General features: G+C 46.6%; 25 protein-coding genes and 3 pseudogenes. 19 read left to right on the plus strand and 9 right to left on the minus strand.

The genetic code is table 11. From position 1 onward, the window contains the following. Positions 1–105: 105 nt before the first annotated feature. Positions 106–603, plus strand: coding sequence for a hypothetical protein (locus ABIC80_RS04705; protein ID WP_429175758.1), 498 nt, complete (start codon positions 106–108; stop codon positions 601–603). A gap of 146 nt (positions 604–749) precedes the next feature. Here the strand turns inward: ABIC80_RS04705 and ABIC80_RS04710 are convergent, their stop codons facing one another. The 4 genes from ABIC80_RS04710 to ABIC80_RS04725 all read right to left on the minus strand — a co-directional run bounded on the left by ABIC80_RS04710 (position 750) and on the right by ABIC80_RS04725 (position 3,453). Then, the gene (locus ABIC80_RS04710; RefSeq protein ID WP_429175761.1) at positions 750–1,157 is read right to left on the minus strand and encodes an immunity 22 family protein; all 408 of its coding nucleotides are present in this window, start codon (positions 1,155–1,157) and stop codon (positions 750–752) included. Positions 1,158–1,241: 84 nt separating this feature from the next. After that, positions 1,242–1,865: a glutathione S-transferase family protein gene (locus tag ABIC80_RS04715; protein WP_429175763.1), complete on the minus strand. Its 624-nt coding sequence runs from the start codon at positions 1,863–1,865 to the stop codon at positions 1,242–1,244. Positions 1,866–1,931: 66 nt separating this feature from the next. Beyond that, a complete protein-coding gene (locus ABIC80_RS04720; protein WP_042711748.1) occupies positions 1,932–2,849 on the minus strand; it encodes a LysR substrate-binding domain-containing protein in 918 nt (305 codons plus the stop codon). Positions 2,850–2,940: 91 nt separating this feature from the next. Then, positions 2,941–3,453, minus strand: coding sequence for a MarR family winged helix-turn-helix transcriptional regulator (locus ABIC80_RS04725; RefSeq protein WP_305208270.1), 513 nt, complete (start codon positions 3,451–3,453; stop codon positions 2,941–2,943). A 130-nt stretch (positions 3,454–3,583) separates the two neighbouring features. Here ABIC80_RS04725 and ABIC80_RS04730 point away from each other — a divergent pair, with 130 nt between their 5' ends. The 4 genes from ABIC80_RS04730 to ABIC80_RS04745 all read left to right on the plus strand — a co-directional run bounded on the left by ABIC80_RS04730 (position 3,584) and on the right by ABIC80_RS04745 (position 6,414). Beyond that, positions 3,584–4,765 (plus strand): MFS transporter, encoded by a 1,182-nt coding sequence (locus tag ABIC80_RS04730; RefSeq protein WP_429175765.1) that lies wholly within the window; start codon positions 3,584–3,586, stop codon positions 4,763–4,765. 37 nt (positions 4,766–4,802) lie between these two features. After that, positions 4,803–5,240, plus strand: coding sequence for a VOC family protein (locus tag ABIC80_RS04735; RefSeq protein ID WP_429175768.1), 438 nt, complete (start codon positions 4,803–4,805; stop codon positions 5,238–5,240). A 609-nt stretch (positions 5,241–5,849) separates the two neighbouring features. Beyond that, positions 5,850–6,128: a hypothetical protein gene (locus ABIC80_RS04740; protein ID WP_312605367.1), complete on the plus strand. Its 279-nt coding sequence runs from the start codon at positions 5,850–5,852 to the stop codon at positions 6,126–6,128. 79 nt (positions 6,129–6,207) lie between these two features. Continuing rightward, positions 6,208–6,414 (plus strand): hypothetical protein, encoded by a 207-nt coding sequence (locus ABIC80_RS04745; RefSeq protein WP_312278488.1) that lies wholly within the window; start codon positions 6,208–6,210, stop codon positions 6,412–6,414. Positions 6,415–6,491: 77 nt separating this feature from the next. Here ABIC80_RS04745 and ABIC80_RS04750 read toward each other — a convergent pair whose 3' ends face one another. Together ABIC80_RS04750 and evgA are read right to left on the minus strand one after the other, a co-directional pair. Further along, positions 6,492–10,079 carry a response regulator gene (locus ABIC80_RS04750; protein WP_429175771.1) on the minus strand — a complete coding sequence of 1,196 codons (3,588 nt, stop codon included), beginning with the start codon at positions 10,077–10,079 and terminating at the stop codon, positions 6,492–6,494. Positions 10,080–10,083: 4 nt separating this feature from the next. Beyond that, the gene (gene evgA / locus ABIC80_RS04755) at positions 10,084–10,707 is read right to left on the minus strand and encodes an acid-sensing system DNA-binding response regulator EvgA (RefSeq protein WP_305208395.1); all 624 of its coding nucleotides are present in this window, start codon (positions 10,705–10,707) and stop codon (positions 10,084–10,086) included. Positions 10,708–11,263: 556 nt separating this feature from the next. On the opposite strand from evgA, the gene ABIC80_RS04760 reads away from it, so the two are divergent. The 10 genes and pseudogenes from ABIC80_RS04760 to ABIC80_RS04805 all read left to right on the plus strand — a co-directional run. Beyond that, positions 11,264–11,773, plus strand: coding sequence for a fimbrial protein (locus ABIC80_RS04760; RefSeq protein ID WP_312278490.1), 510 nt, complete (start codon positions 11,264–11,266; stop codon positions 11,771–11,773). Between the two features lie 64 nt (positions 11,774–11,837). Further along, positions 11,838–12,554, plus strand: coding sequence for a fimbrial biogenesis chaperone (locus ABIC80_RS04765; RefSeq protein ID WP_429175774.1), 717 nt, complete (start codon positions 11,838–11,840; stop codon positions 12,552–12,554). Next, positions 12,511–13,083 (plus strand): fimbrial protein, encoded by a 573-nt coding sequence (locus ABIC80_RS04770; protein ID WP_429175777.1) that lies wholly within the window; start codon positions 12,511–12,513, stop codon positions 13,081–13,083. Before ABIC80_RS04765 ends, ABIC80_RS04770 begins: the two co-directional genes overlap by 44 nt. Before the next feature lie 18 nt (positions 13,084–13,101). Next, entirely contained in the window at positions 13,102–13,665 is a 564-nt protein-coding gene (locus ABIC80_RS04775; protein WP_429175780.1) for a fimbrial protein, read from the plus strand. A 9-nt stretch (positions 13,666–13,674) separates the two neighbouring features. Next, on the plus strand, positions 13,675–14,418 hold the full coding sequence (locus ABIC80_RS04780) for a fimbrial biogenesis chaperone (protein ID WP_429175781.1): 744 nt from the start codon (positions 13,675–13,677) through the stop codon (positions 14,416–14,418). After that, the gene (locus tag ABIC80_RS04785; RefSeq protein WP_429175784.1) at positions 14,415–15,158 is read left to right on the plus strand and encodes a fimbrial biogenesis chaperone; all 744 of its coding nucleotides are present in this window, start codon (positions 14,415–14,417) and stop codon (positions 15,156–15,158) included. Before ABIC80_RS04780 ends, ABIC80_RS04785 begins: the two co-directional genes overlap by 4 nt. A gap of 70 nt (positions 15,159–15,228) precedes the next feature. Then, on the plus strand, positions 15,229–17,811 hold the full coding sequence (locus ABIC80_RS04790; RefSeq protein ID WP_429175786.1) for a fimbria/pilus outer membrane usher protein: 2,583 nt from the start codon (positions 15,229–15,231) through the stop codon (positions 17,809–17,811). A gap of 88 nt (positions 17,812–17,899) precedes the next feature. Continuing rightward, positions 17,900–18,994, plus strand: a complete 1,095-nt coding sequence (locus ABIC80_RS04795; RefSeq protein ID WP_429175789.1) for a hypothetical protein — start codon at positions 17,900–17,902, stop codon at positions 18,992–18,994. Positions 18,995–19,220: 226 nt separating this feature from the next. Then, the gene (locus ABIC80_RS04800) at positions 19,221–19,505 is read left to right on the plus strand and encodes a hypothetical protein (RefSeq protein ID WP_429175791.1); all 285 of its coding nucleotides are present in this window, start codon (positions 19,221–19,223) and stop codon (positions 19,503–19,505) included. A 95-nt stretch (positions 19,506–19,600) separates the two neighbouring features. Beyond that, positions 19,601–20,207 (plus strand): annotated as a pseudogene (locus tag ABIC80_RS04805) (tyrosine-type recombinase/integrase); the annotation flags it as partial. A gap of 19 nt (positions 20,208–20,226) precedes the next feature. On the opposite strand, the gene ABIC80_RS04810 reads toward ABIC80_RS04805, so the two are convergent. From ABIC80_RS04810 to ABIC80_RS04820, 3 genes are all read right to left on the minus strand, one after another. After that, positions 20,227–20,706: a hypothetical protein gene (locus tag ABIC80_RS04810; protein ID WP_429175794.1), complete on the minus strand. Its 480-nt coding sequence runs from the start codon at positions 20,704–20,706 to the stop codon at positions 20,227–20,229. 188 nt (positions 20,707–20,894) lie between these two features. Next, entirely contained in the window at positions 20,895–21,110 is a 216-nt protein-coding gene (locus ABIC80_RS04815; protein ID WP_429175796.1) for a hypothetical protein, read from the minus strand. Between the two features lie 78 nt (positions 21,111–21,188). Continuing rightward, entirely contained in the window at positions 21,189–21,563 is a 375-nt protein-coding gene (locus ABIC80_RS04820) for a hypothetical protein (RefSeq protein WP_429175798.1), read from the minus strand. Between ABIC80_RS04820 and ABIC80_RS04825 the strand changes: the two are divergent. The 4 genes and pseudogenes from ABIC80_RS04825 to ABIC80_RS04840 all read left to right on the plus strand — a co-directional run. Beyond that, positions 21,560–21,652, plus strand: a pseudogene (locus tag ABIC80_RS04825) (DsbA family protein); the annotation flags it as partial. The gene ABIC80_RS04820 and the pseudogene ABIC80_RS04825 overlap by 4 nt on opposite strands. Before the next feature lie 42 nt (positions 21,653–21,694). After that, positions 21,695–22,065: pseudogene (locus ABIC80_RS04830) on the plus strand (RHS repeat-associated core domain-containing protein); the annotation flags it as partial. After that, complete coding sequence (locus ABIC80_RS04835; RefSeq protein ID WP_429176477.1) at positions 22,039–22,365, plus strand: hypothetical protein; 327 nt, start codon at positions 22,039–22,041, stop codon at positions 22,363–22,365. The pseudogene ABIC80_RS04830 and the gene ABIC80_RS04835, both read left to right, overlap by 27 nt. 10 nt (positions 22,366–22,375) lie before the next feature. After that, positions 22,376–22,864, plus strand: coding sequence for an SMI1/KNR4 family protein (locus tag ABIC80_RS04840; protein ID WP_429175801.1), 489 nt, complete (start codon positions 22,376–22,378; stop codon positions 22,862–22,864). Positions 22,865–23,060: the final 196 nt, after the last annotated feature.

Raw genomic sequence — 23,060 nt, forward strand, 5'->3', positions numbered from 1 at the left:
TCGTTTTATAAACAGACCCGCAGTGAAATACCCTCATCTCAGCCCCGTTATCTCCCGGGCACACACTTTTAATGACACGCAAAAATGAGAATGAAGGGGGCGCAGGTGACGTTGGATCTTTTATTGCAGCTGGTGGATCTTTTTTCAGAGCAGAAAAATAACGCTGCTGGCCGGGCGCAGCGTAAACCGCTAAACGGCGCGCATTTACACGATCTTATTAGCAAGCTTTCAGCGGAAAATAGCCGCGTTGAAACGGTATCGGCATTAATACTGCGCCTGCATATTCTTGCCGCAGCCCACAGCGATCCCACCAAAGCCGAGGCGTTGCTGATGGCGAATGTGGATAATGAGGAGAACAACTTTCCGCTGCTCGATTTATCCCGCTGGCCGCAGGTGCGTTACGCTGTTTCAGGGGAGTTGCAGACCCCGGAGTCTGAAGCCTATTTTCACTCCGTGACCTCTGCCGTGACGGTGTTACGCACGGCGATAATTGAGGCCGAGCGCGCAAAGGGTGTGCCCGCGCTTTACATCCTCGATAACGTGCTCAACCTTAATAGCGCGCTGCCGGAGAGATATAAAAAGATGGCTAATATCCTTTACTGATAAACCACCCATAGCGCCCCGGCTGCCGCACTATTTCTGCCGCGTGTTATTTGCTCACTTATTTACTACCCGCCGGGTATACCGTGGTTACAGGTTATTCCGGCAGGTAGAGATAATTTCCGGGCGATATGAATTAGAGAAATAACTTAATCACCCAGAAAACAGCCAATGTATTTTAATCCTTTGAAGTCGCTGCCGGTTGCCGGTGACAGGGGACGATCGCCGCTTGAATACCACAAAATAGCGTTCGCTTTTTCAATGCCCGAAGCCGAGCAGATGGCTTTTACTTTGCTGATTTCATCCTCATCAACAGCCGCCTCCTGAAGAATCTCGTCAAGCGCAACATCCTCATCTTCTCTTGGGATAATGCCAATGAAATCCTCGTCGTACCATTTGATACCGAGATAGCGACAAAACGGGCAGACCTTATAGGCGGGATCGTCAAAATCGCCTTCAGTGGAGTAATCCAGTGCGAAATAGCTGTGATATTGCTCCTCTGAATCGTGATTGCTGCCAATCCAGAGATGGACCTTATCCGCTTTATGACTACTCATTCCAGGCATCCTTTTTTATGTGTCAGTCGTGGGGCGCTTATCTTCGTCTCGACACGGTTTATGAAGAGACGAAGATCGGCGGAGTTAAACCATACCGTTATTGCCATGGCGCAAAAAGGCCGGGCGATTATTCAGCCTTGCGAACCATGCATCGATCGCCGGTACCTCCGGATGGGGCAGCGGCGTCATCTTCCAGCGGTTTACCGAGAGGCCGAGTACGATATCCGCCAGGCTAAAGCTTTCGCCCGCCGCCCATGCGCCGGTGCGTTCAAGCTGCTGTTCAACGATTTCAATGCAGCGATTCCACTCGATAATCCCCCGGGCGATAGCATTTTCGTCGTTATAGGCGGGGTTTTTGCGGGCAAGGGCAGGGAAGGCGTAGCGCCAGGCGTTGTTGAACTCCGTCGCCTGCCAGTCCATCCACTGCTCAACGCGGGCGGCGGCCTGCGCCTCGCCGGGCAGCAGATCGTCTCGTCCGGCTTTGCGCGCCAGGTAGCGACAAATCGAATTCGACTCCCATAATATGAACCCTTCATCAATCACCACCGGCACCAGCGCGTTGGGGTTCATGGCTCTGAACGCCGCCGTCTCCGTTGAGGCAAAGCCGCTTCCGTACTCTTCCAGCAGATAGTCGATACCGGCCTCTTCGCATGTCCAGAGCACCTTACGCACATTGATGGATGACTTTTTACCAAGGATCTTCAACATACCTATTTTTTCCTTCAGGAAAGGTTAACGGGGACTATCATCACGCTGTTAATGGTGTCATTGAGGTCACTCTTTCTCGCTATCGAGATAGGCGATCTCCAGTGGCGGCAACAGAGGGGTGTGCGCACTTAACCAGTGCAGAAGGCGCTCAACACTCTGGTATCTGCACGAGTTTTTCGGCCAGACAAGGTAGTAGCCATCTCCTGTTGCAACCGCTTCCTTAAAAGGAAGAGCGAGAAGCCCGCTGTTAAGTGCTTCTGCAGTAAGGCTGAGGTCGGATACCGCAACGCCATGGCCGTTGATGGCGGCGATGCACCCCTGTTCAAGGGTGTCGAAGACTTTGCCGAAACTCATATCCAGCCCCGGGGAAAAGCCGGTTCTTTTTAACCACCGTCGCCAGTCTCGTCTGTCCGGTGAGGGATGGATAAGATCGCCCGGTACGAGCTTCTGCCGCACGGATTCGACCATCGAGGGGTGACAGACCGGAATGAGCCACTCCTGGAAAAGCAGCCTGCTCTCTGTAGCGTCGCCAAAATAGCCATTGCCAAGCAGAATGGCGCAATCGTACGGCTCGCGCATAAAATCAACGCTGTCGATGTCCATCCAGACGCTGGCGATATCAACTTTGAATTTCCCATGGTTCTCATGAAAGCTCTTCAGCACGTCAAGCAGCCAGCGGATGGTAAGCGTGCTGGGGGCTTTAAGGCGCAGAAGATGGCTGGCGCTTTTGAAGGCGCGGCAGGCCCATTCAATGCTGTTAAAACTTTCATTAAGTTGCCCGGCCAGAACGCGACCGGCTTCACTTACCTCCACCCGTGGGCCCTGCCTGATGAAAAGCTCACATTCGAACCAGAGCTCAAGAGTGCGGACATGTCGGCTGACGGCACCCGGCGTGATATTCAATAGCGCCGCTGCTTTACTGAATGAGTTAAATCGTGCCGCAGCTTCGAACGCGCGCAGGGCATACAGCGGAGGTAAGGACATAATTTCCCTTAATAAAAGGTGCGATCACCCGGATAGCGGCCTGAATCGATAATGCTAAAAAGCACCGTAAAAATCAAAAACGTACTGTCGGTTATTGCGTATCTGTCGCTATCTCTTCTGCAGGGAAGGTGAGCAGCACTTGCCTGAGCAGGGAACCAAGCTGTTCACGTTGAGCGAGAGAAAGATTCTCCAGCAGCCTGTTTTGCGTTGCGGTATGCACCACCAGCGCCTGCTCGATAAGGCTTCGCCCATGCGGCGTCAGGCTGACCAGTGTGCTGCGCTTATCATCAGGATCGCTGATGCGCGCTATAAGCCCCTGTTGTTCGAGATGATTGAGGCGGTTAGTCATTGCGCCGGAGGTGATCAGCAGCGATTTATAGAGCTGTGTTGGCGAAAGTGAGTAGGGCTCACCTGCACGACGCAGGGTGGCGAGCACATCAAACTCACCCTCGCGAAAGCCGAACGGTGCCATCGCCTGTGCCCGTACTTTTGCCAGATGTTTTAGCAGCCGCAGCATGCGACCAAAAACTTCCATCGATGAGGCATCCAGCTCAGGCATGGCCTTGCCCCACTGGCCGACGACAAAATCCACATGGTCCTGCATATATCCCCCCGTGACAGGCAAATTTATCGTGTTGTGCACTGCCTCTTACACCGGTCGCTATTTTATCTTAACGTTAAGATAAATGCTCGCGACGTTTTGTCCGGGTTGCTAACTTCTTAAAGGAACCCTTGTGAAACAGATTACCCCTTCGCCGTTTATCTTCGCGATTATCGCGTTTATTGTCGGGCTGAATCTGCGCCCGATTCTGGCTTCCACAGGACCGCTTTTTAGCGTATTGCAGCGCGAAGCAGGGCTATCGGCCACGCAATTCAGCCTGCTTACCACTCTGCCAGTTGTGATGATGGGGCTGGCTGCCTTATGTGGTCCCTGGCTTTTAGCCAGACCCGGGGCAGTGCGCGGGATCATGGCAGCCCTGTTCATCCTGCTGCTGGCCTGTTTGCTGCGCGGAGTGAGCACCTCGATGAGCGGCCTGATGGGCACCGCGTTAGTCGGCGGAGCGAGTATCGGCATGATTCAGGCATTGATGCCCGCGCTGATTAAAAAGGCGTATGCGCAATCGGCCAGCACGGTGATGTCGCTGTTCAGCACCGGGATTATGGCGGGTGCCGCGATGGCTGCCGCCAGCGCTGAGCCCCTGTTTTCATGGCTTGAACTCAAGCCTACGCTTGCCATGCCGGGGGTAGTCGCACTTGTTGCCCTGCTGCTCTGGATGACGGTCGCCAGGCATCTTCACGGCGAAAACGCGGTGTATGAAAAGGTGGCGCTCTCCCCCTCACGCAGCACACTGTTATTACTCTTTTTTGGTATCGGGACGGGTGCCTACACGCTGGTATTAGCCTGGCTGCCGCCGCTCTATATTCAGGCAGGGTGGAGCGCGCGCAGCAGTGGATATATGCTGGCCTGGCTGACATTAACCGAAGTGGTCGCCGGTTTTGCGGTTTCAGCGTTGATTCATAAATTCCCCGATCGCCGGGTGCCGCTGATTGCAGTGCTGTTGCTGCTGCTGGCGGGGCTGATGTCTCTTATCTTTGCTCCCGGCTCGATGCCGGTTATCTCGACCCTGCTGCTTGGCGTGGGTATCGGCGCGCTGTTCCCGCTCTCGCTGATTGTGACCTTCGATCACGCCCGCACGCCCGCTGAGGCGGGGACGTTACTGTCGCGAGTGCAGGGTGGAGGTTATATGATTGCCGCGCTGATGCCTTTGCTTGCCGGTATCGTTCGTGACAGCAGTGTCTCACTGAAGAGCGCGTGGCTGGTGATGAGCGCGGGCGTCGTGGTAATGATTTTCATCGCCACCAACTTCAAGCCGGTCGTGGCGAAGCCGCAGGGATCGCTCAATGCAGAGCGCTGAGGCTGTTTTAACATCAAAACCATCTGAAGGAGTCAGTATGTTGCACGCTATATCCGATCTGGACGTGCTGTTTGTCGCAGGGTTTGGCCCCCTCTCACAACATCCAGCGGTAAGCGCTGGCTTTTATCAACAGGCGCTCGGGCTGCCGCTCAAGCCTATGGCGGGCAATAGCGACTATTTATCCTCAGAAGAGGGGGCGCTAAAAGGGGTGATGCACTTTGCCGTCTGGTCGCTTTCACAGGCGGCACTATCTTGTTTTGGTGCAGACCAGTGGCCAGCCGACCTGCCGATACCGCAGGGGTGGATTGAGTATGAGGTCAGGGATCTTGAGTCAGCGACCCGCAAAATGCGCGATATGGGTTACCGCCTGTTAGTAGAAAATCACACCGAAGCGTGGGGGCAAACCGTGACCCGCCTGCTTAGCCCCGAAGGGCTGCTTACCGGGCTGACAGTCACCCCCTGGCTTCGTGATTAACAAGATGTGAGCAGATTCAGGAGAACAGGCCAGCAACTGCGGGCCTGTTTTAGTGCTTGTGTCACACCTTTCTACTCATAAAAGGGAAGCACCAAGGCATCACACCCGTCGGGTCGTCAACGTCGCGCTTCGCACAGAGATCTCATCTTTGTCTGTCAGCGGACAACCTGCAATCTCAGCATCCTCGATAGTCGTCACATCGTTATCAACGCCCAGGGTTTTTATCGCTACCGGAGATAACGGGATAGCAATGGATGCGCCGCACTGTAGGTAATGACCGGATGGCTCACTTATCACTGCACGGCCTGTGAGCTTACGGTTACATATACCAAACCGATGCTCGCCGGATGGCGCATTTAGCACAACGATAGTCTCAGCGGAAGGCGGCGTTGCAAGCTCGACAGACATGCTTCGCACCAGGTGTTTCCATGGTTTCAATCCGTTGGCATCAAGGTGATCGTAAGAGCGTTCCAGCACCTAAAATGACCAGAATGACTACGAATGTAATCAATATGCTACACGCGCAGGATATTAATCCCATTTCATTTCATTATGGAGAGAGGTAGAGTAAAAACCTTAAAATATATTAATGAGTGATAAAAGGAAAATATGAACGATGATGATTATTTCGTAGGTGATGCTGGAGAGGATTATAAAGTCAGTTTTAACCGAATTATAAATTATGATTCCAGCGAATTTAGAAGACTGATCCTGGTAGAGAATGCTGTAATCAATTATAGCGGTGGGATTTATTCTCTTATTGAAAGGTTAGAGTATGAGATCAATCACAGTGCAAAAGCGTTGAGTATAGGTGAAAAAAGACTAACGCAATTATTAACAGATCTGAAATACTATTTTCGCGACGTTTCTTGTCATCTAAAGAGATAGTGGGGTTTGGTATAAATAATAAACATATTTGTTATTATAGTTTTGGCTTGCATAAAGGGACTAAATTAAAAGAATGCGTATGAAAAAACGCGCACTGTTGAATTTTTTACTCTTTGCAAAGGTGAGGGCGTACTTAAATAAAAAGCAGAAAATAAAGTCGACTTTAACAAGCAAAATTGTTGTGTATCTGCTAACAAAAGGACTGTCTCAGGAAGAAAAAGAGTATCTGAGAATGAAACGACTGGTGGCTAAGTTGGATCTTGATGCAAAAGTCAAAGATGAGTGATGATTTATACGTCGCTGAGATAAGCAGCGCACCTGTAAATAATATGAAAAGGTGCGCTGCAGATAACAACACTGTTTTTAATCAATGCTATTGAATAAGCTTCGATTTGATAAAGTTGTTTCAATCTCTGCGATCAATACAGATAATCTATCAGTAAGATTTGTAATGTTAGTCATGATGACTTCATCGGAGTGATTCTCAAATATACTTTCTTCAAGGGCTTCGCATAGTGACATAATTTCAGTGACACCCATGATTTGTACTGTACCATTAATACGGTGAACCAGTTTTTTGATTGTCGGCCTGTCCATTATGTCTGCGGCTGCAAATATCGCGGTGATATCTTTCTGACATTCACTCCTGCTGTGTTCAAGTAGCATCACCATGGTATCAGCTGAACCCATTGCCAATGAGGTAAGCAAATCTATATCAAGGAGTGGGCCTGAATTATTGTCAGTATTGTGGGGTGTCACTTTATGAAGAAGTGATGCAAGCTCATCGATCTTCAATGGCTTAAATAAGAGTAAATTCATCCCCGACTGCAGGCACTGTTCTTTTTCATCCATACGCGCATTTGCTGTTAAGCCCCATATCACAATCTCGTTATCAGCATTGCGAATATTCTTCGTAAGCTCAACACCATCAAGCACCGGCATGTTTAGGTCTGTTATCAGCAGGTCATATCGCTTTTTCTGAAGCGCCTGAAGCGCTTGCCAGCCATCAGCAACACTATCTGACGCATATCCAAGGGTGGTTAGCTGTTTTGTTATCAGCACGCGGTTTGTGGGATTATCATCCGCTACCAGAATAGTAAGATCTTTGCGCTCCTGCGCTACTGCTGTATGAAATGGTAATTCAGCGGGTAGGCCTTTTTTAAAGCTTGTTTTAACTGGGATCTCAACAGTGAATTTTAAACCATGTCGGCCTGAATTTGAAAGGTATATCTGCCCCTTTAAAATTTGCACAATCTCTTTACAGATAAACAGGCCAAGCCCGGAGCCAGTGGTATCTTTTGCAGAAGATGTCTGACTGAATAATTTGAAAAGTTTATCTTGCTCCTCTTTTGGTATGCCTTCTCCCGCATCTACCACATTCATAATGAGCAAGTTTTGTTGAGGTCTTTTTGACAGAATGCTGGCTTCCAGAATAATGACACCTTGCTTTGTGAATTTTATCGCGTTACCGATGAGGTTCGACAGTATTTGGTGAATTGCCTGCGGATCCGACCATATACTAGTCCCGTTAGGAATGTCAGTGCGCAGGATTACATTCAGTCCCTTCTGAAAAGCTAGTGGCTTAAACATACTGATTATATTTGACAGCAGTACAGAAATGTCCATCCACTCCTCTGTAATAGCATAGTTACCACTTTCTATTTTTTCTAAGTCAAGCACCTCGCCGATCAAATTAAGCAGGTTTTTCCCAGTCATAAACGCCAACTCAACATTCTCTTCTTTCGGGTGGTCTATTTGTATAAGTTCAAGGAAACCTACAATTGCGCTTACTGGCGTTCTGAGCTCATGGCTCATTCTGGCAAGAAACTCGCCTTTTGCTTGTTTGGCTAAAACGGCATTATCTGACTCCCTTCTCAGGGCATCCATCAGCATATAGTGCTCTGTTACATCGCTCCAGCCGCATATCAGCAGAGGGGTGGCTTTATCGATTGTACTAAATGTTGTGAACCAGTGGACGATGTCCCTGAATTCTGTTCCGTTACTAATTTTTGACGTAATGGTGACTACATTATTTTGAGGGTTTTGTTTCATCATCACGGAACGCATAGAGCGATACATCTGAAATAAAGGGTGCGTTACCTTAGTTAATTTAGCACCTGGTTTGAACATTTCTAAAGAAGAAAAGAATGATTTGAATGCCGGGTTGCTGTTTATAACTTCGCCATCGAGAGTGATGATATAGAGTGGGTACGGAACCGAAGAGGTCAACGTTGAGCTGAACTTTAGTTGGTCTTTTAAATTACTCTCTGAGATTTTGCGACGTTTAGCTTCACGTAATAAATACCCTCCCCACAAGAGTGAGCTTAGGATTAAGATGGTTGAAAAAATCAATAATTGATAAAACTCATCTTTATAAATATTCCAGGTGCTGACGTTTGGATTAGGCGCATCTGTCCATTGGTTAGCCAGTTGCCTGATCTGTCTCTGAGAAATATTGAGAAGTGCTTTGTCGATTATTCCCCGCAAAATATAATGGTCTGCAGGCATTGCAAATGCAATTTCAGCAGCAGGTGCCTCCTGTACTGGATAATAAGTGAGATCGTTTGACTCGTAGTGTTCGTAAAAATATCTGGCGGTCAATTTTGTGGAAATTGCCGCATCAACATCTCCGTTTTGCAGCATTCTGATCGCATCACTGGAGTTAGCGGCTTCTTTTATAGTTATATTATGGTATCTATCTTTAACGAAACTCTGTATTACATTATATGCAGGAATAGCGACCGTCATTTTTTTGGAAAGGTCTCTGTTCATTTCCTCGCCTTTTTTTAACACGATGACAAAGGGAGTAGATAAAAATGGACGTGAAAACAGGATAGTTTTTTCTCTCTCAGGGCTGTATGTTGCCGCAGGAAGGAGGTCCCACTTACCGGATCTCACAATTTTACGGGCATCTGTATTGGAGTAAGAATAGACAGGGATAATATTAATTCCGGTTTTTATTTTTATTATCTCTAATAGATCTCCGGCGATCCCTCTGAGATCGCCGTTTGAGTCAGTCATACTATACGGAAAATTGTATGGGCTGATAATTACACGTATCTCTTTATGGCTCTCCAGCCATAATTTCTCCTGCTGCGTGAGCTGTAGGGGACCGTCAAATAGCGGGAGACTTTCAGCGTCAATCCACGGCTCGATCATCTCATTTTGCATTTTTGACGGAATAGCAAAGATCAGGTTGTTGATTATTTCTGCAAGTATGGGGTTGTTTTTATTTATAACAAATGAGTGCGCTATCTCTTCACTCCCCCAGGCCTTAACCTGGTTAAGTTCATGATAAAACTCATTGGACAGGTAATAGTCTGCTTCTAATTTATCACCAATAAATAGATCGGAGATGCCATTTGCTACGGATAATAAAGCTTCCTCAGCGGATTGATACCGATCAATTATCGCATTTTTATAAACAGTTTTAATGAATTCTTCACCAGGATAGTTATTAGCAATGGCAACGTGAACTTTTTCATCGCGGGCTGGATAGTTCATCATTTTATCCCGCCTGGTGATAAGTACAGGATAAGAATAGAGAAATGGGTGTGATAATATCACCGGGTTATCGGGAACATATCCTGATGGTGTTTTGTCGATCAGCAGATCAATTTCCCCTGAAGAGAGGGCTGTATAAGCTTGTTCAACATCTTTGAAGGATGTGATTGTCAGGTCTCTATTCAAAGTGTTCTTAAGTAGTGTCAGATACTCTGCATCTACGCCACTAAACTCATTATTTGCAGAAGTTATTGATAACGGTGTTGTTAGTGGTAAATAAACGCCTATGGTGATATTCTGTTTTTTAGTCAGCCAAAGTTTTTGGTTGTTATTTAACTTAAATTGATTGATTTTATAATCATGGCTTCCCGCTAACTTAAGGGTGTCAGCGTGAGCCACTCTTACTGTGAAGCTGAGTATTATAAACAGTAAAATTGTCTTCAGCATAACATCACCCCAACTTATTTCTGTTCGCGAAATCGTAGAGTTCAATAAGTGTGGAGCAGCCGAGCTTATCCATAAGCCTGCTCTTGTAAGTACTGACAGTTTTATTACTAATACCCATCTCCATACTAATTAAAGAGATATCCATTCCCTTTAACAGATAACGCATAACATTAACTTCTTGCGTCGATAATGATTCTAGTTTTGCTGCTTCTGAAGAGTGTGAACCTATATGCTTATTCAGAGAGAAAGGGAAATATGAGTAACCATTCCACGCGGCCTCAATAGCTTTGATGATATTAACAAGATCCTTTTTCTTACTGACAAAGGCGTTCGCGCCGGCATCTGCGCATCTTTTCCCATAAAACAAATCGTTTTTAGCGGAGACGATGATGATGATACAGCTTGAGCCGTTTTGACGAAGGTCTTCAATAAGCTCGATCCCGCTACGAATCGGAAGATCAAGATCAATTATCGCGATCTCAGGGTTTAACTGATTGATTGCTTTGAGCCCCATATGACCATCTGCTTGCTCTGCGAGTATTGTAATACCATTGCCCTCAAGCAGTGCGCGTATCGCCAGCACAGCGAGGGGATGATCATCCACAATGACAGCGGTTCCTTTCTTCATCGTTTTCATTGGATTTCCTGCGTGGTTTTTATGTGTTTATTATAGACTGTTTAAACGGTGGGTTCTTTTTACGTGCATTTACCTTGTAGATAAATCTGCAGTCAACATACTATTCAAGTAAGTAATTTACAAATTTGGAAAAATAGCCATAACGCTGGGCTTTTATTTTTTCGGTAATTTTTGGTTAACGGTTGCGAAAAAAATATTATAGCACTTTCTTCGAAAGAAAGTATAGTGGACATAAGTACCGTCTTATTCCTGATTAAATATAGATGGCTGAAATTCCAGTCTCTACGCAAAAAATATCATAACTTTTCTGATGTGTTTATATAAATTAAAGTGTGTAATGCGGTTTTCATACCATAATAGCTATTTTATTTCATTGGCAGGCATATTTTTAAGTATCAGGATTACAGCTGTAGGACAATGCCTTCTTTTGTGATCTCATCGTCTGGTATTGAGATGTTCGTATCAATAGTAATATAGGTTTTATCACCCGGGAGTGGGTGGTGAGCAAATTCTTAACGTATAAAGCTATATTATTCTGGATACAGTAATGAAAAAAAATATCGCTTCGGCTCCTTTTGCGCTGATTATCGCCATTGGGGGTAATGTTCAGGCGGCAACTCAGGCTGATGTGGTCCTGAAGGGCACCATCACTGATACGACCTGTGAAGTCATCGCAAACAATGGCGCAGCAACTCTCAACGTGGGCTCTTTTGGTAGGACGCAATTTACAACCGCGAAAAAACAGGTGGGCAGTGAGCCACTTTTGGTCACTCTGAAAAACTGCGCTGAGGATGAAGAAGGTGCCCTGCAGGTTAGCGGTGTTGTTGGTGCTGATAACAATGTGTTCGTCAGTCACGTTAGTCAGCCCGCAGGTTTCATGCTCACGAAAGATGATGGCATCACTCAGATCGAAAATGGTTCTAACATTCCCGTGCAGGCAGATGAAGACGGTAATTTGTATTACACCATGAACGTCGGTATGGCTGTTTTAGATAGTTCAGCGGTTCAGCCGGGCGCATACTACGCACCGATCAAAATCTCCTACATCAATTACTAATAAATCTATGGAAAAGAGGGTTTACTCCATTTTCTCTTTTCCATATTCACTCTCAGGCGCCAATATGAAGCTTTGTCATAAATTAACTCTACTCTTTGCACTGGGCTTGTCATCTTTACAACCCGCACTCGGGCGTATCAGTATTGGAGCATCCAGAATTATTTTTCATGAATCTAATAGCAGTGAAAGTGTCGACATTAATAATAGATCGAGCAATCAACCCTGGCTTATTAATGTCGGCATTTCAGATAGTCCTGCCGCAGGAACATCAAGCAAATCATTTATTGCCACGCCGGCCCTGTTTCGTGTGGAGCCAGGCGGAGGAAATGCCGTAAGAATAGTTAAAAAAAGGAGTGATTTGCCGCGCGACCGTGAATCCGTCTTTTACCTCAATGTCATGGCTATCCCTGCAGGTAAAGCAGGAGGAGATAATCGGGATGGGCAGATAGGTGGAGCATTACAGGTTGCAACAGGCAATACCGTGAGGCTCTTTTATCGTCCTGCAGGGTTATCTCTTACACAAAAAGAAGCAATGAGCAAATTGCAGATTTCGAGAGATTTAAAGGGAGTTAAAGTTTATAACCCAACGCCGTATTACATATCTCTCAGGAAACTTTTTATAAACGGAAAGCCTATAAAGCTGGATGTTATTTCAGGGACAAGCATGGTAGCGCCTTACTCATCAAACAACTATGCGTTTACAGGCCTGCCCGTTAAAGCGGAATGGATAGCCATTAATGATTATGGAGGCAAAGAAACATTCCATGGGACGGTTAAATAATGCTTTATTTTATTTGATGTTCTTTGTATGCAGTGGTGCAACATTTTCAAACGCAGCGTTTGCAGCTGATACAATAATAAAAGCTAATATTGTCGAACCTACATGTGAGGTGGCAGTAACGACCTCGAATATTGTTTTCGAAAAGAAAAATGTCGGGGACTTTGCAACCGGAGCTGCAGAAATACAGCCGCTTAATATTAATCTGAGTTGTAAATATACAGCGGGGCTTTCGCCATCACTTAAAATTACAGGCGATTCTGCGGGTCTTGCGGATCCGAATGTGTTCCGCAGCGCAAATTCAACCTCTCAATATGCGGGCTTTTTGCTCAAAAAAGGAGTACTGAGTGATATTGCTTCGTTTTATGGTGCAGACGGCACGGTTACTCCGGGAATGGTTATTCAACTCGACGCTGATAATGGTGATTCAGTTCAGCGTTTTAGTGTTGGCCTGGTGAGAAGCGCAGGGGATCCCATGCTGACAGCCGGTACCGTAAACGCAAAAATCACTTTTGCTTTTGTGTTTCCCTGATATTACAGGATAGAGATCGTGAAAAAAAACTGTATGAATTCAGGGCGCAAAATAATTGTGCGGGCGATGTTTACTCTTCTGGTTTCCATGAGTTATTGCTCTTCGCGTGCTGCTAATATCGAGTTTACTGCGACATTTATCGCGGCCACTTGCAAGGTATCCGCTCCGGCATTACTGGATTTTGGTGATGTTGTCGCAAGCGATATTAAAAAAGGCATCAGTAATGCTAATCCCATACCGCTGGATGTCACCCTATCACAGTGCCAAGGATTTGTTGGTCCAGTAAACAAACCTGGATTGCTGATTACGGGAAATGGTATTACGAATTCAGGCGAGTTTCTTTTTATGCAGCCAGCCAGCACCAGGGCTGCTAATTATGGTTTTCGCGTGAAAACATCATCCGGCACCCAACTCTCATCAGAAAGAACATTTCTGCCCGTACCTCTGGATACAACAAATCCCGATGGCGCCAGCGTGGTAGTTCCTTTCAATGTCTCTATTTCCTGTGGTGAATGTGATGATTCTCTTACCAGATCGGGCACGCTGTCGGCCACTCTCACATTTAATTTTGTCTATCAGTAAGGAAAATAGATGAACTTAATGAAAATAGTCATTCAGCGTCTGCTGATGGTCGTTGTTTTGCTAACAATAAATATGAGTGTATCCATCGCTTCCGATGGAATTAGCCTTAGCCGTACAAGGATTATTTTTCTGTCATCTGATAAAGCGCAGAGTGTGACCATGCGGAATCATGGGGAGAAACCTTTTCTGGTCCAGTCAGGGGTGATCAGCTCTTTAAATGAGCGCACGCCAGCACCCTTTCTGACCACTCCGCCTTTATTTCGTCTGGAGGGAGACAGCAAAAGTAGTCTGCGTATTATGCTCAAGCCGGGCGCATCGCTGCCGTCAGATCGTGAGTCGGTCTTCTATTTTACGGCAATTGCCGTTCCGGCTATGCGTTCACTTACAGACGCAGCGGATCAAGGTATGACCGCCCGGCTATCGGTCGGCTTGCAGAATACCATCAAGCTTTTTTACCGTCCTGCCGGGCTGCCAGTAACACCAGAAGAAGCAGAAGGGCGCCTGAACTTCGAGTATCAAAATGGCCGTGTGGCGGTGATAAATCCGACGCCGTACCACCTCACATTTTCCCGGCTGAAATTCGATCGTTTGGAAGTCAACGTGCGCCAGGGTGTGTCGATGGTGCCTCCGTTTTCCCAGGTTGAATATGCAACGCCATCATCGGTTCGCCAGGCTGAGTGGATGCTGATTAATGATTATGGCGGCAATAGTAAAACCTATAAGGCTGAGATTAAGCGTGGAAGTAAGGCATGAATAGGTTTGTGAAGCGCCCTGTGCTTATTTTTACTTTTTTCAGCTTTCTGGCCTGTCAGGTCTATGCCGCTGATTTATCTGGCATCACGATAAACCAGTTTCGTATTGTTTATAACGCATCTGAAAAAAAAGGAGTGACATGGTCATTAACCAACAATACAGAGCTTGCCTACCTCATGCAGTCCTGGATAAGACCCCTGGATAACGCTACGGGCATGCCGAGTACTGATGCAAGTAGACATAGAATTCCTCTTCTGGTTACGCCACCGCTTAAGCGGGTTAATCCAGGTGAACACTTCACTGTTCGCATCCGGCTTACTGAGGCCTCATTGCCAAAAGACAGAGAGTCCGTTTTTTATCTTTCGGTGAAAGGTATACCTTCAATGTCAGATAAAACCATCCAGACCGGCGGTCAAATGGCCGTCGCGGTTGTGAACAATATAAAATTGTTTTATCGACCAGAGGGGCTTCCTGAAGGAGGAGTAAGCAAACTCCTTTCTCAAGTCCGGTTAAGTAGAAAAGGTAAGACGCTGATAGTTAATAATCCTACGCCTTTCTACCTGAATTTTAGCCAACTAATAGTGGGCGGAAAAAAAGTGTCGGCTGAAGATTTGCGCCGATTAGTTCCGCCGAAAGGTGAGCAAAGTTATTTGCTACCTGAGGGAGCCACGGGAACAGTGGAATGGCAGGTCATTGATGAAAATAACGAGCTGACTCCACTCCAGCACCACTCTCTTTAATTAAGTAAATTCTCGCCTTTTATTTTTAAAGGGAAGTGAACATATTGAATGAATGATGGAAAGCCTGATAATGCCAACTAAATCAACTAAAGGATTAATCCCTCTCCGTCCTGAAAAGCTTTATCTTTGTATTCTTCTCGGTTCACAATCTGGCTGGGCTGCAGATTATTTCGATCCGGAACTTCTTTCGCTCGGTACGGGCAATTCGGATGTCGATCTTTCCGCTTTCTCCTCTAGCGGCGGTTATGCTGAAGGCGATTATCTGGTCAATATTTTTATCAACCAGCGGGACTCCTTTTCTCGCGAACTGGCCTTCAAAAAAAATAGTAGCGGCAGCATTGTGCCGGAGCTAACCCCTGAATTACTCAATGAGTTGGGTGTTGATGTAAAGCACCTGCCATTACTGAAAGATATGCCGGAAGATCAGCCCATTATGGACTTGCCCGCCATCATTCCGCACTCCTCGGTGAAATTTAATTTAGCCAGCCTGCGGCTCGATATCAGTATTCCGCAAATTGCAATGCAACCGGGACAAGAGAGTCGTATTCAGCCTGAGTTATGGGACGATGGTATTCCGGCATTACTGGCAAATTATAGTCTTAGTGCGGGACGTAATGACCAGACAATTAATGACGAGAAACGGGCTTCTAACAACCTTTTTGCTACCGTTCGTGCAGGGGCTAACGCAGGGCCCTGGCGTTTGCGGAGCACTATTACGCACAGCCATACTGATTACGATGGTGGCAAATACGGGCAGTCAATTCACAGTGATATAACGCGATTTTCAAACACCTATCTGGCCCGTGATATTCGGCAGTGGCGTTCCAGCTTGTTGATGGGGGAGTCGAGCACGGGTAGTGACGTGTTGGATGGGGTTCCGTTTCGCGGTATCCAGTTGCGTTCCAGTGACCAAATGATGCCCGCACGATTACGGGGGTTTTCCCCGCAAATCAGTGGGGTTGCCAGTAGTAATGCCCGCATAACCGTGCGGCAGAATGGGTATGTTATTTATGAAACGTACGTGGCACCGGGTCCGTTTGACATCAAGGATATCTATCAGGCCAATATGGCGGGGGATCTTGATGTTACCGTGACAGAAGCGGATGGAAGCCAACATGGCTTCGTTGTGCCTTACTCATCTCTGCCCGTTATGTTGCGTCCCGGCGGCTTTAAGTACGAAGTGAGTGTCGGGAAGTACGATGGTGCTACTGCGCGTCATTCTCGTCAGTCAGATTTCATCATGGCTACCCTGATTTACGGTTTACCCAAAAACGTCACGCTATATGGTGGGGGCCTGGCCTCTGAGTTTTATACGGCATTGACTCTGGGCACCGGTATCTCACTCGGTTACATGGGCGCTATTTCTGCCGATGGCACACTATCCCGAGCAAAATTTGCACATGAAAATGACGCCAATGGCGGCTCGTGGCGGTTACGTTATTCTAAAAGCATGCTCTCTACGGGTACCTCGCTAGATTTGACGGCACTGCGTTATTCAACCAGAAATTTTTATACCTTCAGTGAATATAATGGCACTGGTTATGAGGGGCGTGATGAGGATTCGCTCTCAGGATCTCACCATCGCCGTAGCAGTTTCCAGACGCAGATCTCCCAGCAGATGGGCAACTACGGCTCATTAAGCCTGCGTGCAAATCGTGACGATTATTGGGGTACCACGAAAACCCTAAATGGTCTGTCAGCCGGTTATACCGGCAATCTGGCGGGGATAAGTTATGGGATTAACTACACGATAGATCGGTTGAAAGGTAAGGGGAACTGGCCTGAAAACCGCCAAATTTCCGTTAACCTGAGTGTGCCATTCACTATTTTCGGTTATTCATCTGCCCTGCAGAATACCTATGCCAGTGCACAGACGATACACGATAAACGCGGCCAGACGCAGAATCAGGCAGGAATTAACGGCAGTCGCAGTGATGGCAGGCTCTCCTATAGCCTGATGCAGAGTTGGGGAAACCAGCAACAGGTCAGGAGTAGTAACCTCAATGTGGGGTATCAGGGGAGTAAAGGCAGTGTCACCGCTGGCTATGGATACTCCAAAGATATGCGTTCAATAAATATGAATATGAGCGGTGGCATGATTGCGCATGCAGAAGGGCTGACGCTATCCAGAACATTAGGCAGTTCAGTGGCGTTAGTGAGTGCACCGGGTGCCGCTGGCGTGCATCTCTCAAATGGTGGTGGTGTAACAGACTGGAACGGTTATGCGGTAATGCCATATCTCAATGATTATGCAAGTAATAGTGTTGGTCTCGATCCGGGCACACTACCTGATAATGTCGACCTTCCACAGAACCAACTGAAGGTTTATCCCACCAACGGAGCGGTAGTGAAAGCTAAGTTTGCCACGCGTGTTGGTCATCAGGCATTGATGACGCTAACACGCGCTGGAGCCTTGGGCTTTGTGCCGTTCGGTGCCACTGCATCACTCATTGGCAGCAATGCACAGGATGAGACCACAGGGATCGTGGGTGACAGTGGTCAGGTCTATCTTACCGGTCTTCCTGAGTCAGGCGAGCTAAAGCTTGTCTGGGGAAAAAACAGCGATAAACAGTGCAAAGTCAGTTTTAACCTGAAGGATCATCAACCCTCTGAGCAAATGCCAGTCATTCATGTGAATGGCGATTGTCGATAATGTAAAATCGATATAGCGCTAGTTAAATATTTACGAAACCCTCGCCAGGGTGATTAAGTTCATCCTTAATTCGTTGAAGGTATATTTCATGCAGAATACGCTATCTACATTTTTTAAAACTAGCAGTCCTTATGTTAAGACACTCTTTTGGTCTTTGGTTCTTACATTTTTGTTTTTATTTAAAGCGCAGGCTAATTTTGAAGTCATTGATGGCTGGAATCCCATTTCAACAGAGAAGATCTCTATAAAAACTGGCGCTAACAAAAATCTCGATTATTGGGCGTATCAATCTAAAAGTATTCCAGCGCACTGGGGGATAAAGAGTACGCAGGGTTATCCCGATCAGTGCGAATCATCATTATCTACTGTGCAAATTGGTGCATATAATGGCCTGCGAATTGCTGATGGTGTTTACCTGGTTATGTACTCGTCGCAAATAACATCTACCTCGCGGGTTGGTCGTGATATTTTGAGGACCCGCGTGGTCAATTTTAACGCCGCTGGCTATTCTTACGATCAACCCGCCCCGAACGGAGGTTCGTGGTGTTTTGGTGATCTTTACTTCAACGGTTACTGGAATATGACGGATGTACGCCAGGCTAATGGGACGCTGAGATTTGGGATTTATGTCGTTCCCGGTACCCCCGAATCCACCGTTACGCTGCCCTCTTTATATTTTTCAAAAATGGATTCGACCTCTGCTTTGATATATTCAGAACTGTCCATTTCCGGTAGCGTTTTAAATGTTAATCCGACAAAGTGTACGCTTAATATACCAGCGGCCATATCTTTTGGGGATATTAGCAATAGTTCAGTGAAGAAAGTGCAAAGCAATGCTTCAGTGAGCTGTAACTCACCAATGCAAAATTCTTTATTAAATGTTATGTACAGGGTTTCCTCAACGCGAACGAATTCATCAAAGACGACGCTGACCATGGTAAATAACAGTGGTGGGCAAAAAGTAGCAGACATTCGCGGGTTTATTGGCGACGAGGGAATTAATAGCTCAGGGTGTGTTGATCAAAGCTCCTCTTTATTTTTCGATGGGACGTCGGCACTTCTTTCATCAAAAGTAAGTAATAATGGCACCTCCACCATTCCCATTACCTGGGTTTTATGTCCCGATCCCAAAGCGCAACCAGGGCCAGCCTCATCGTCGATAACCCTGGATATTAGCTGGTAATTTTAATGTTCATCGACAAGACGCCGCAAAGCCCGTTGCTGATGGCAGAGTGCATCTGGCTGTTTTTTATTAACTGCATCACAAAACATTAAGAAATCTCCGCAAAGTTGAAACCGGGCCCGCTCGCGCACCACTCAACCCTATCGTTGCGGGGTGAGCTGCTCATTTCGCAAGTCATCAACTGACCGGTTGCTGATAACCGGCACAACCTGGCGGAGTGAGAATAATGGAGATAAACAGAAGTCACGGGCGCACACCTACACCTGGGCATGAGGATATTGCCCTGCGTTCACGTACTGCCGCGTCGACCAGCGCCGCTGCGGTCGTAGATCCTACACAAGCAGCCCGGCTACAGGAGATCGCGCGTATTGAGCGCACCCTGGAAACTGAATCTGTCGGTGGAGCAGAGGTCCGCGAACACATGCATGGTGTTGCGGTAAGGCTGGCTGAGATGGGAGAAACTGCAAAAACAAAAATCCACGCAGTTGCGTGGATTTTATCGTTTGTGTGAAGCTTATAAGATCAGCGAAACCTCATTTCCCGCTATGAACGTTGAACGCATAAGATCAGTGTTGCACATTTAGTTAAAATAGTAGTGTCGCTAAAAGGGCAGTCAAGCATGTCAATGGAGCTACACCGCATGAGGAGAGGGCACTCAGCCGGGAGGAGGTTCGTGCACTCGTTCAGGTCGCTAAACGGCATCCACGACGTATCCGTTGCTGTCGTGATATAGCCAGTCATGACCCTTTGCAGTGTAGGTTTGCGGGCTGGGGAATTTGTCAGCCTTGAACGCCGGGACTATGACAATGTCATTCTCACAGTGAGACAAGGGAAGGGGCGTTAATACCGGGTGATACAAGTTGCGGCAGCGGTAGATTAAGCCATCGGCGCATGGATTAAAGCCAGTTGCGCGAAAGAGGCCGGGGATATATTGTTTAACCGTATTCAGCGCAACGGCAAGGTTACCAGCAAGCCGCTGATAACGACCGGTTTAACCGGCATCCTGGAACAGTTACAGCAGAACTTTGGCATAGCGCGTTTTAATCCGCACGATATGCGTTGGACTCTCATCACGCGCTTGTTAGAGCAGGGTGTGGATATTAACGCCGTACGCCAGCTGGTAGGACATAGCGACATATCCACGACAATCCGCTATGACTATCGTGGCGAAAGTATGAAAATCAGCGCCAGCAGACGGATTAGGTGCTTGTAAGGCCATAATTCACTCATAATTAGCGGCTCCCGTCGAAGCGTGCAGGTGCGGGACTGGCGGTGATTTTGATGTAATGCTTCAATACTGGTGGACGCGAAACGCCCCGTGGATCGCCGATGAAAGGGAGTTTCATAAAGGGCATCGCTGGTATTTCAACCCGCCATGTTGTATCGCCAATAAAGCTGAATTCAACTGCGTTAGGTTGTATGTTCAGGTCCGTAAACGATCCTGTCAGGTATGCGTCACCTAACGTCAGTATCTCTTCCACGCCCTCTTTCAGGTCGAGCAGTGCGATTTTAAGCGCTTCTTCATAGGGAACGTCATCGGTAAGAAATAACAGCAGCCGTTTATCATCAATCTGAACAGCAGCTTCTATTACCTGTACAGGAACCATAATGCCCGTACCTTTTCCAGCAATCAGGACTTCATATTTTCCCATTGATGTCAGTGTAGGTTCTTCCCTGAGTTGAAGTGTAACGTTGTCCAGTAGCTTAAACATAGTTACTCCCAGAATCCGCTGATTTCCCATGTGGCAATCGCACCGCCAACAAAAGCACCAATAACCTCGCAAACAGGTGCGCCAGGACCACACATCAGTCCCGCCAGCGCTCCTCCACCCCACGCACCTGCAATCCCGGCGCTACTGAGGGCAAGTTGCCGTTGAGTTTCAAGAACTCTGTCTTCAGCTTAATAGATCTGGTAGACAGCTACAGCAAGAGAAAGGAATATCAATCCACGTCCGGCACCTGACAAACGCTGCATTTTGATATTTACTTCGAGGTTGGATTTGCCAGCCGATTGCACCACGGCGCTGTAAACCGCGTTTTTCTGTGAAACAGAAAGATTATTAAAGTTAACTTTGTCGCCGTACAACGCCTTTGTTTTATAGGCTATCAAACTCATTGAGCATCTTGCCCTGTGCCTTCATTTTTTGCGCCAGTGCTTTGCCTACAGGTGTGCTTCGGTAGCTGATGAACTTCATCAGAAGGTTACGCGTCTGGTTCGCTTCCTCTGCCGCTTTTTCCCAGCTACTTTGCTCGAAACTTCAATTGCCAAAACTGGCTTTTCTTTCTTCAGCATATTGCCACCGAAGCATTGAATAACGTTATCTGTTGCAGTTCCACTTAATTTAAGCTTGATGCAGTCAGTAATTACATCATTAATTCTCAAAGTGTAATTCTTTATTATTCCACATGGGGCTGCGCCTAACTTTACCGACCACTGATACACCAATGCCACCTTGTTACCAGATAATTTTTTACACTGCAAGGAAGGCATGTTCGCTTCTCGCTCAAAGCGGACATTATGACCGTGCTTCTGACCGCTCAGTCTTAAATATCCCTTAAAAAGCGCCAAAGCAGGGAGCCCGGATTGAAAAAATAGCGGCTGATTATCTGCTGGCGCACCCGGAAATCCTGGTGCAGGTTAGCCAGAAGCTGCAGCAACAATAGCATGAGCAACTGGCCATGAGCCTGAAAGTCATGGACAGCTACGAGCCGCTGGCCCGCGTCGACAGCGTCTTCGACGACTGCGAAATTTTCTGGTACCACACCGAACTGAACGGCCTGCCGGATCGGGTAACGGACGCTGACGGCCAGACCCTCTGGCGCTGGCAGTTCAGCACCTGGGAAAAACGGAGCTCGAACTCAGCGTACCGCAGTGGCAGGTGCCGCAGAACCTGCGTTTCCAAGGGCAGTATCTCGACCGCGAAAGCGGCCTGCACTACAACCTGTTCCGCTACTACGACCCGGTCGCCGGGCGTTACACCCAGATGGACCCGATAGGGTTAGCGGGCGGGATTAATACCTACAGCTATGCGGGTGACCCGCTGGTGTGGGTGGATCCGTTGGGGTTGAGTTGTGGAAAGATAAAAGAGTTTGATATTGTTCCTTATCGACCTGGTAATTCTCCAACGATTGCTTTATCTGTAGAGAATCATGCTGCGACAAAAGTAGCCTATCGTGATTGGTTAAGACAAAGAACAGGTAAACCCGTCGGTGGGAAGGTTGACTGGACAACAGTTAGCAATAGAGAAATGAAAGATCTTTCAGAAAAAATTTTTGATGCCACACATGTTCCTGCGGCAAGTAGAGATGCATATTATCGAGCAGTAAACCAATATTTACATGATGGGTCTTTTGAGCCTGTGATATTTTAAGGTGAAGAGTATGGATAAAATAGATAACCTACTTAATTTGATTAAGAAAGATAAAAGGTGTGAAGTGACTCCACCCAAAGGGGATCTGCCATCACTCCCTAATAATAAATTAAAATACCCTGAAGATGTGATTTACTTTCATCAAAAATGTAATGGAGTTAAACTTTTTTGCAACGATAATTCTCTGATCACATTTACCATTCTATCTAATGATGAAATTTTAAATTCAAACATGAAGATTGTAGGTGAGTTGTGTGAATATGATATATCTTCCACATGGTATCTGATAGCAAAAACGGATAACAATGATTATTTATCTATAGATTTATCTCTTGAGAGAAATGGCCGTTGTTATGATAGTAATTACGAGGTTCATGGGGTAGTCGGAAGCTGTACAGTTATAGCGCTTAGTTTCTCTGAGTTATTGTCGGAGTTGTATAACACAGGTGGTAAAGATATTTACTGGAAAAAGAAAAGCTTTGGAGATGCGTATGATTAAATGAGGTTTGTATAAAGGCAAGATATTATGAGATATCACATTCAAGGAAGCGAAGTGTATTATCACATTCGCTCGTAATTGCTTGCTGTTAAATTTTTTTATTTGAGAAGTTTTTTCATTATTAATCTATGCGCCAATTGCGTGGGTTTGTTATTTATTGATAAACAAAAGGTTTATATTAAATAATTTAATTTCT

Source organism: Kosakonia sp. 1610 (genome assembly GCF_050435845.1).
In the GTDB taxonomy this organism is placed as follows: Bacteria; Pseudomonadota; Gammaproteobacteria; order Enterobacterales; family Enterobacteriaceae; genus Kosakonia; species Kosakonia cowanii.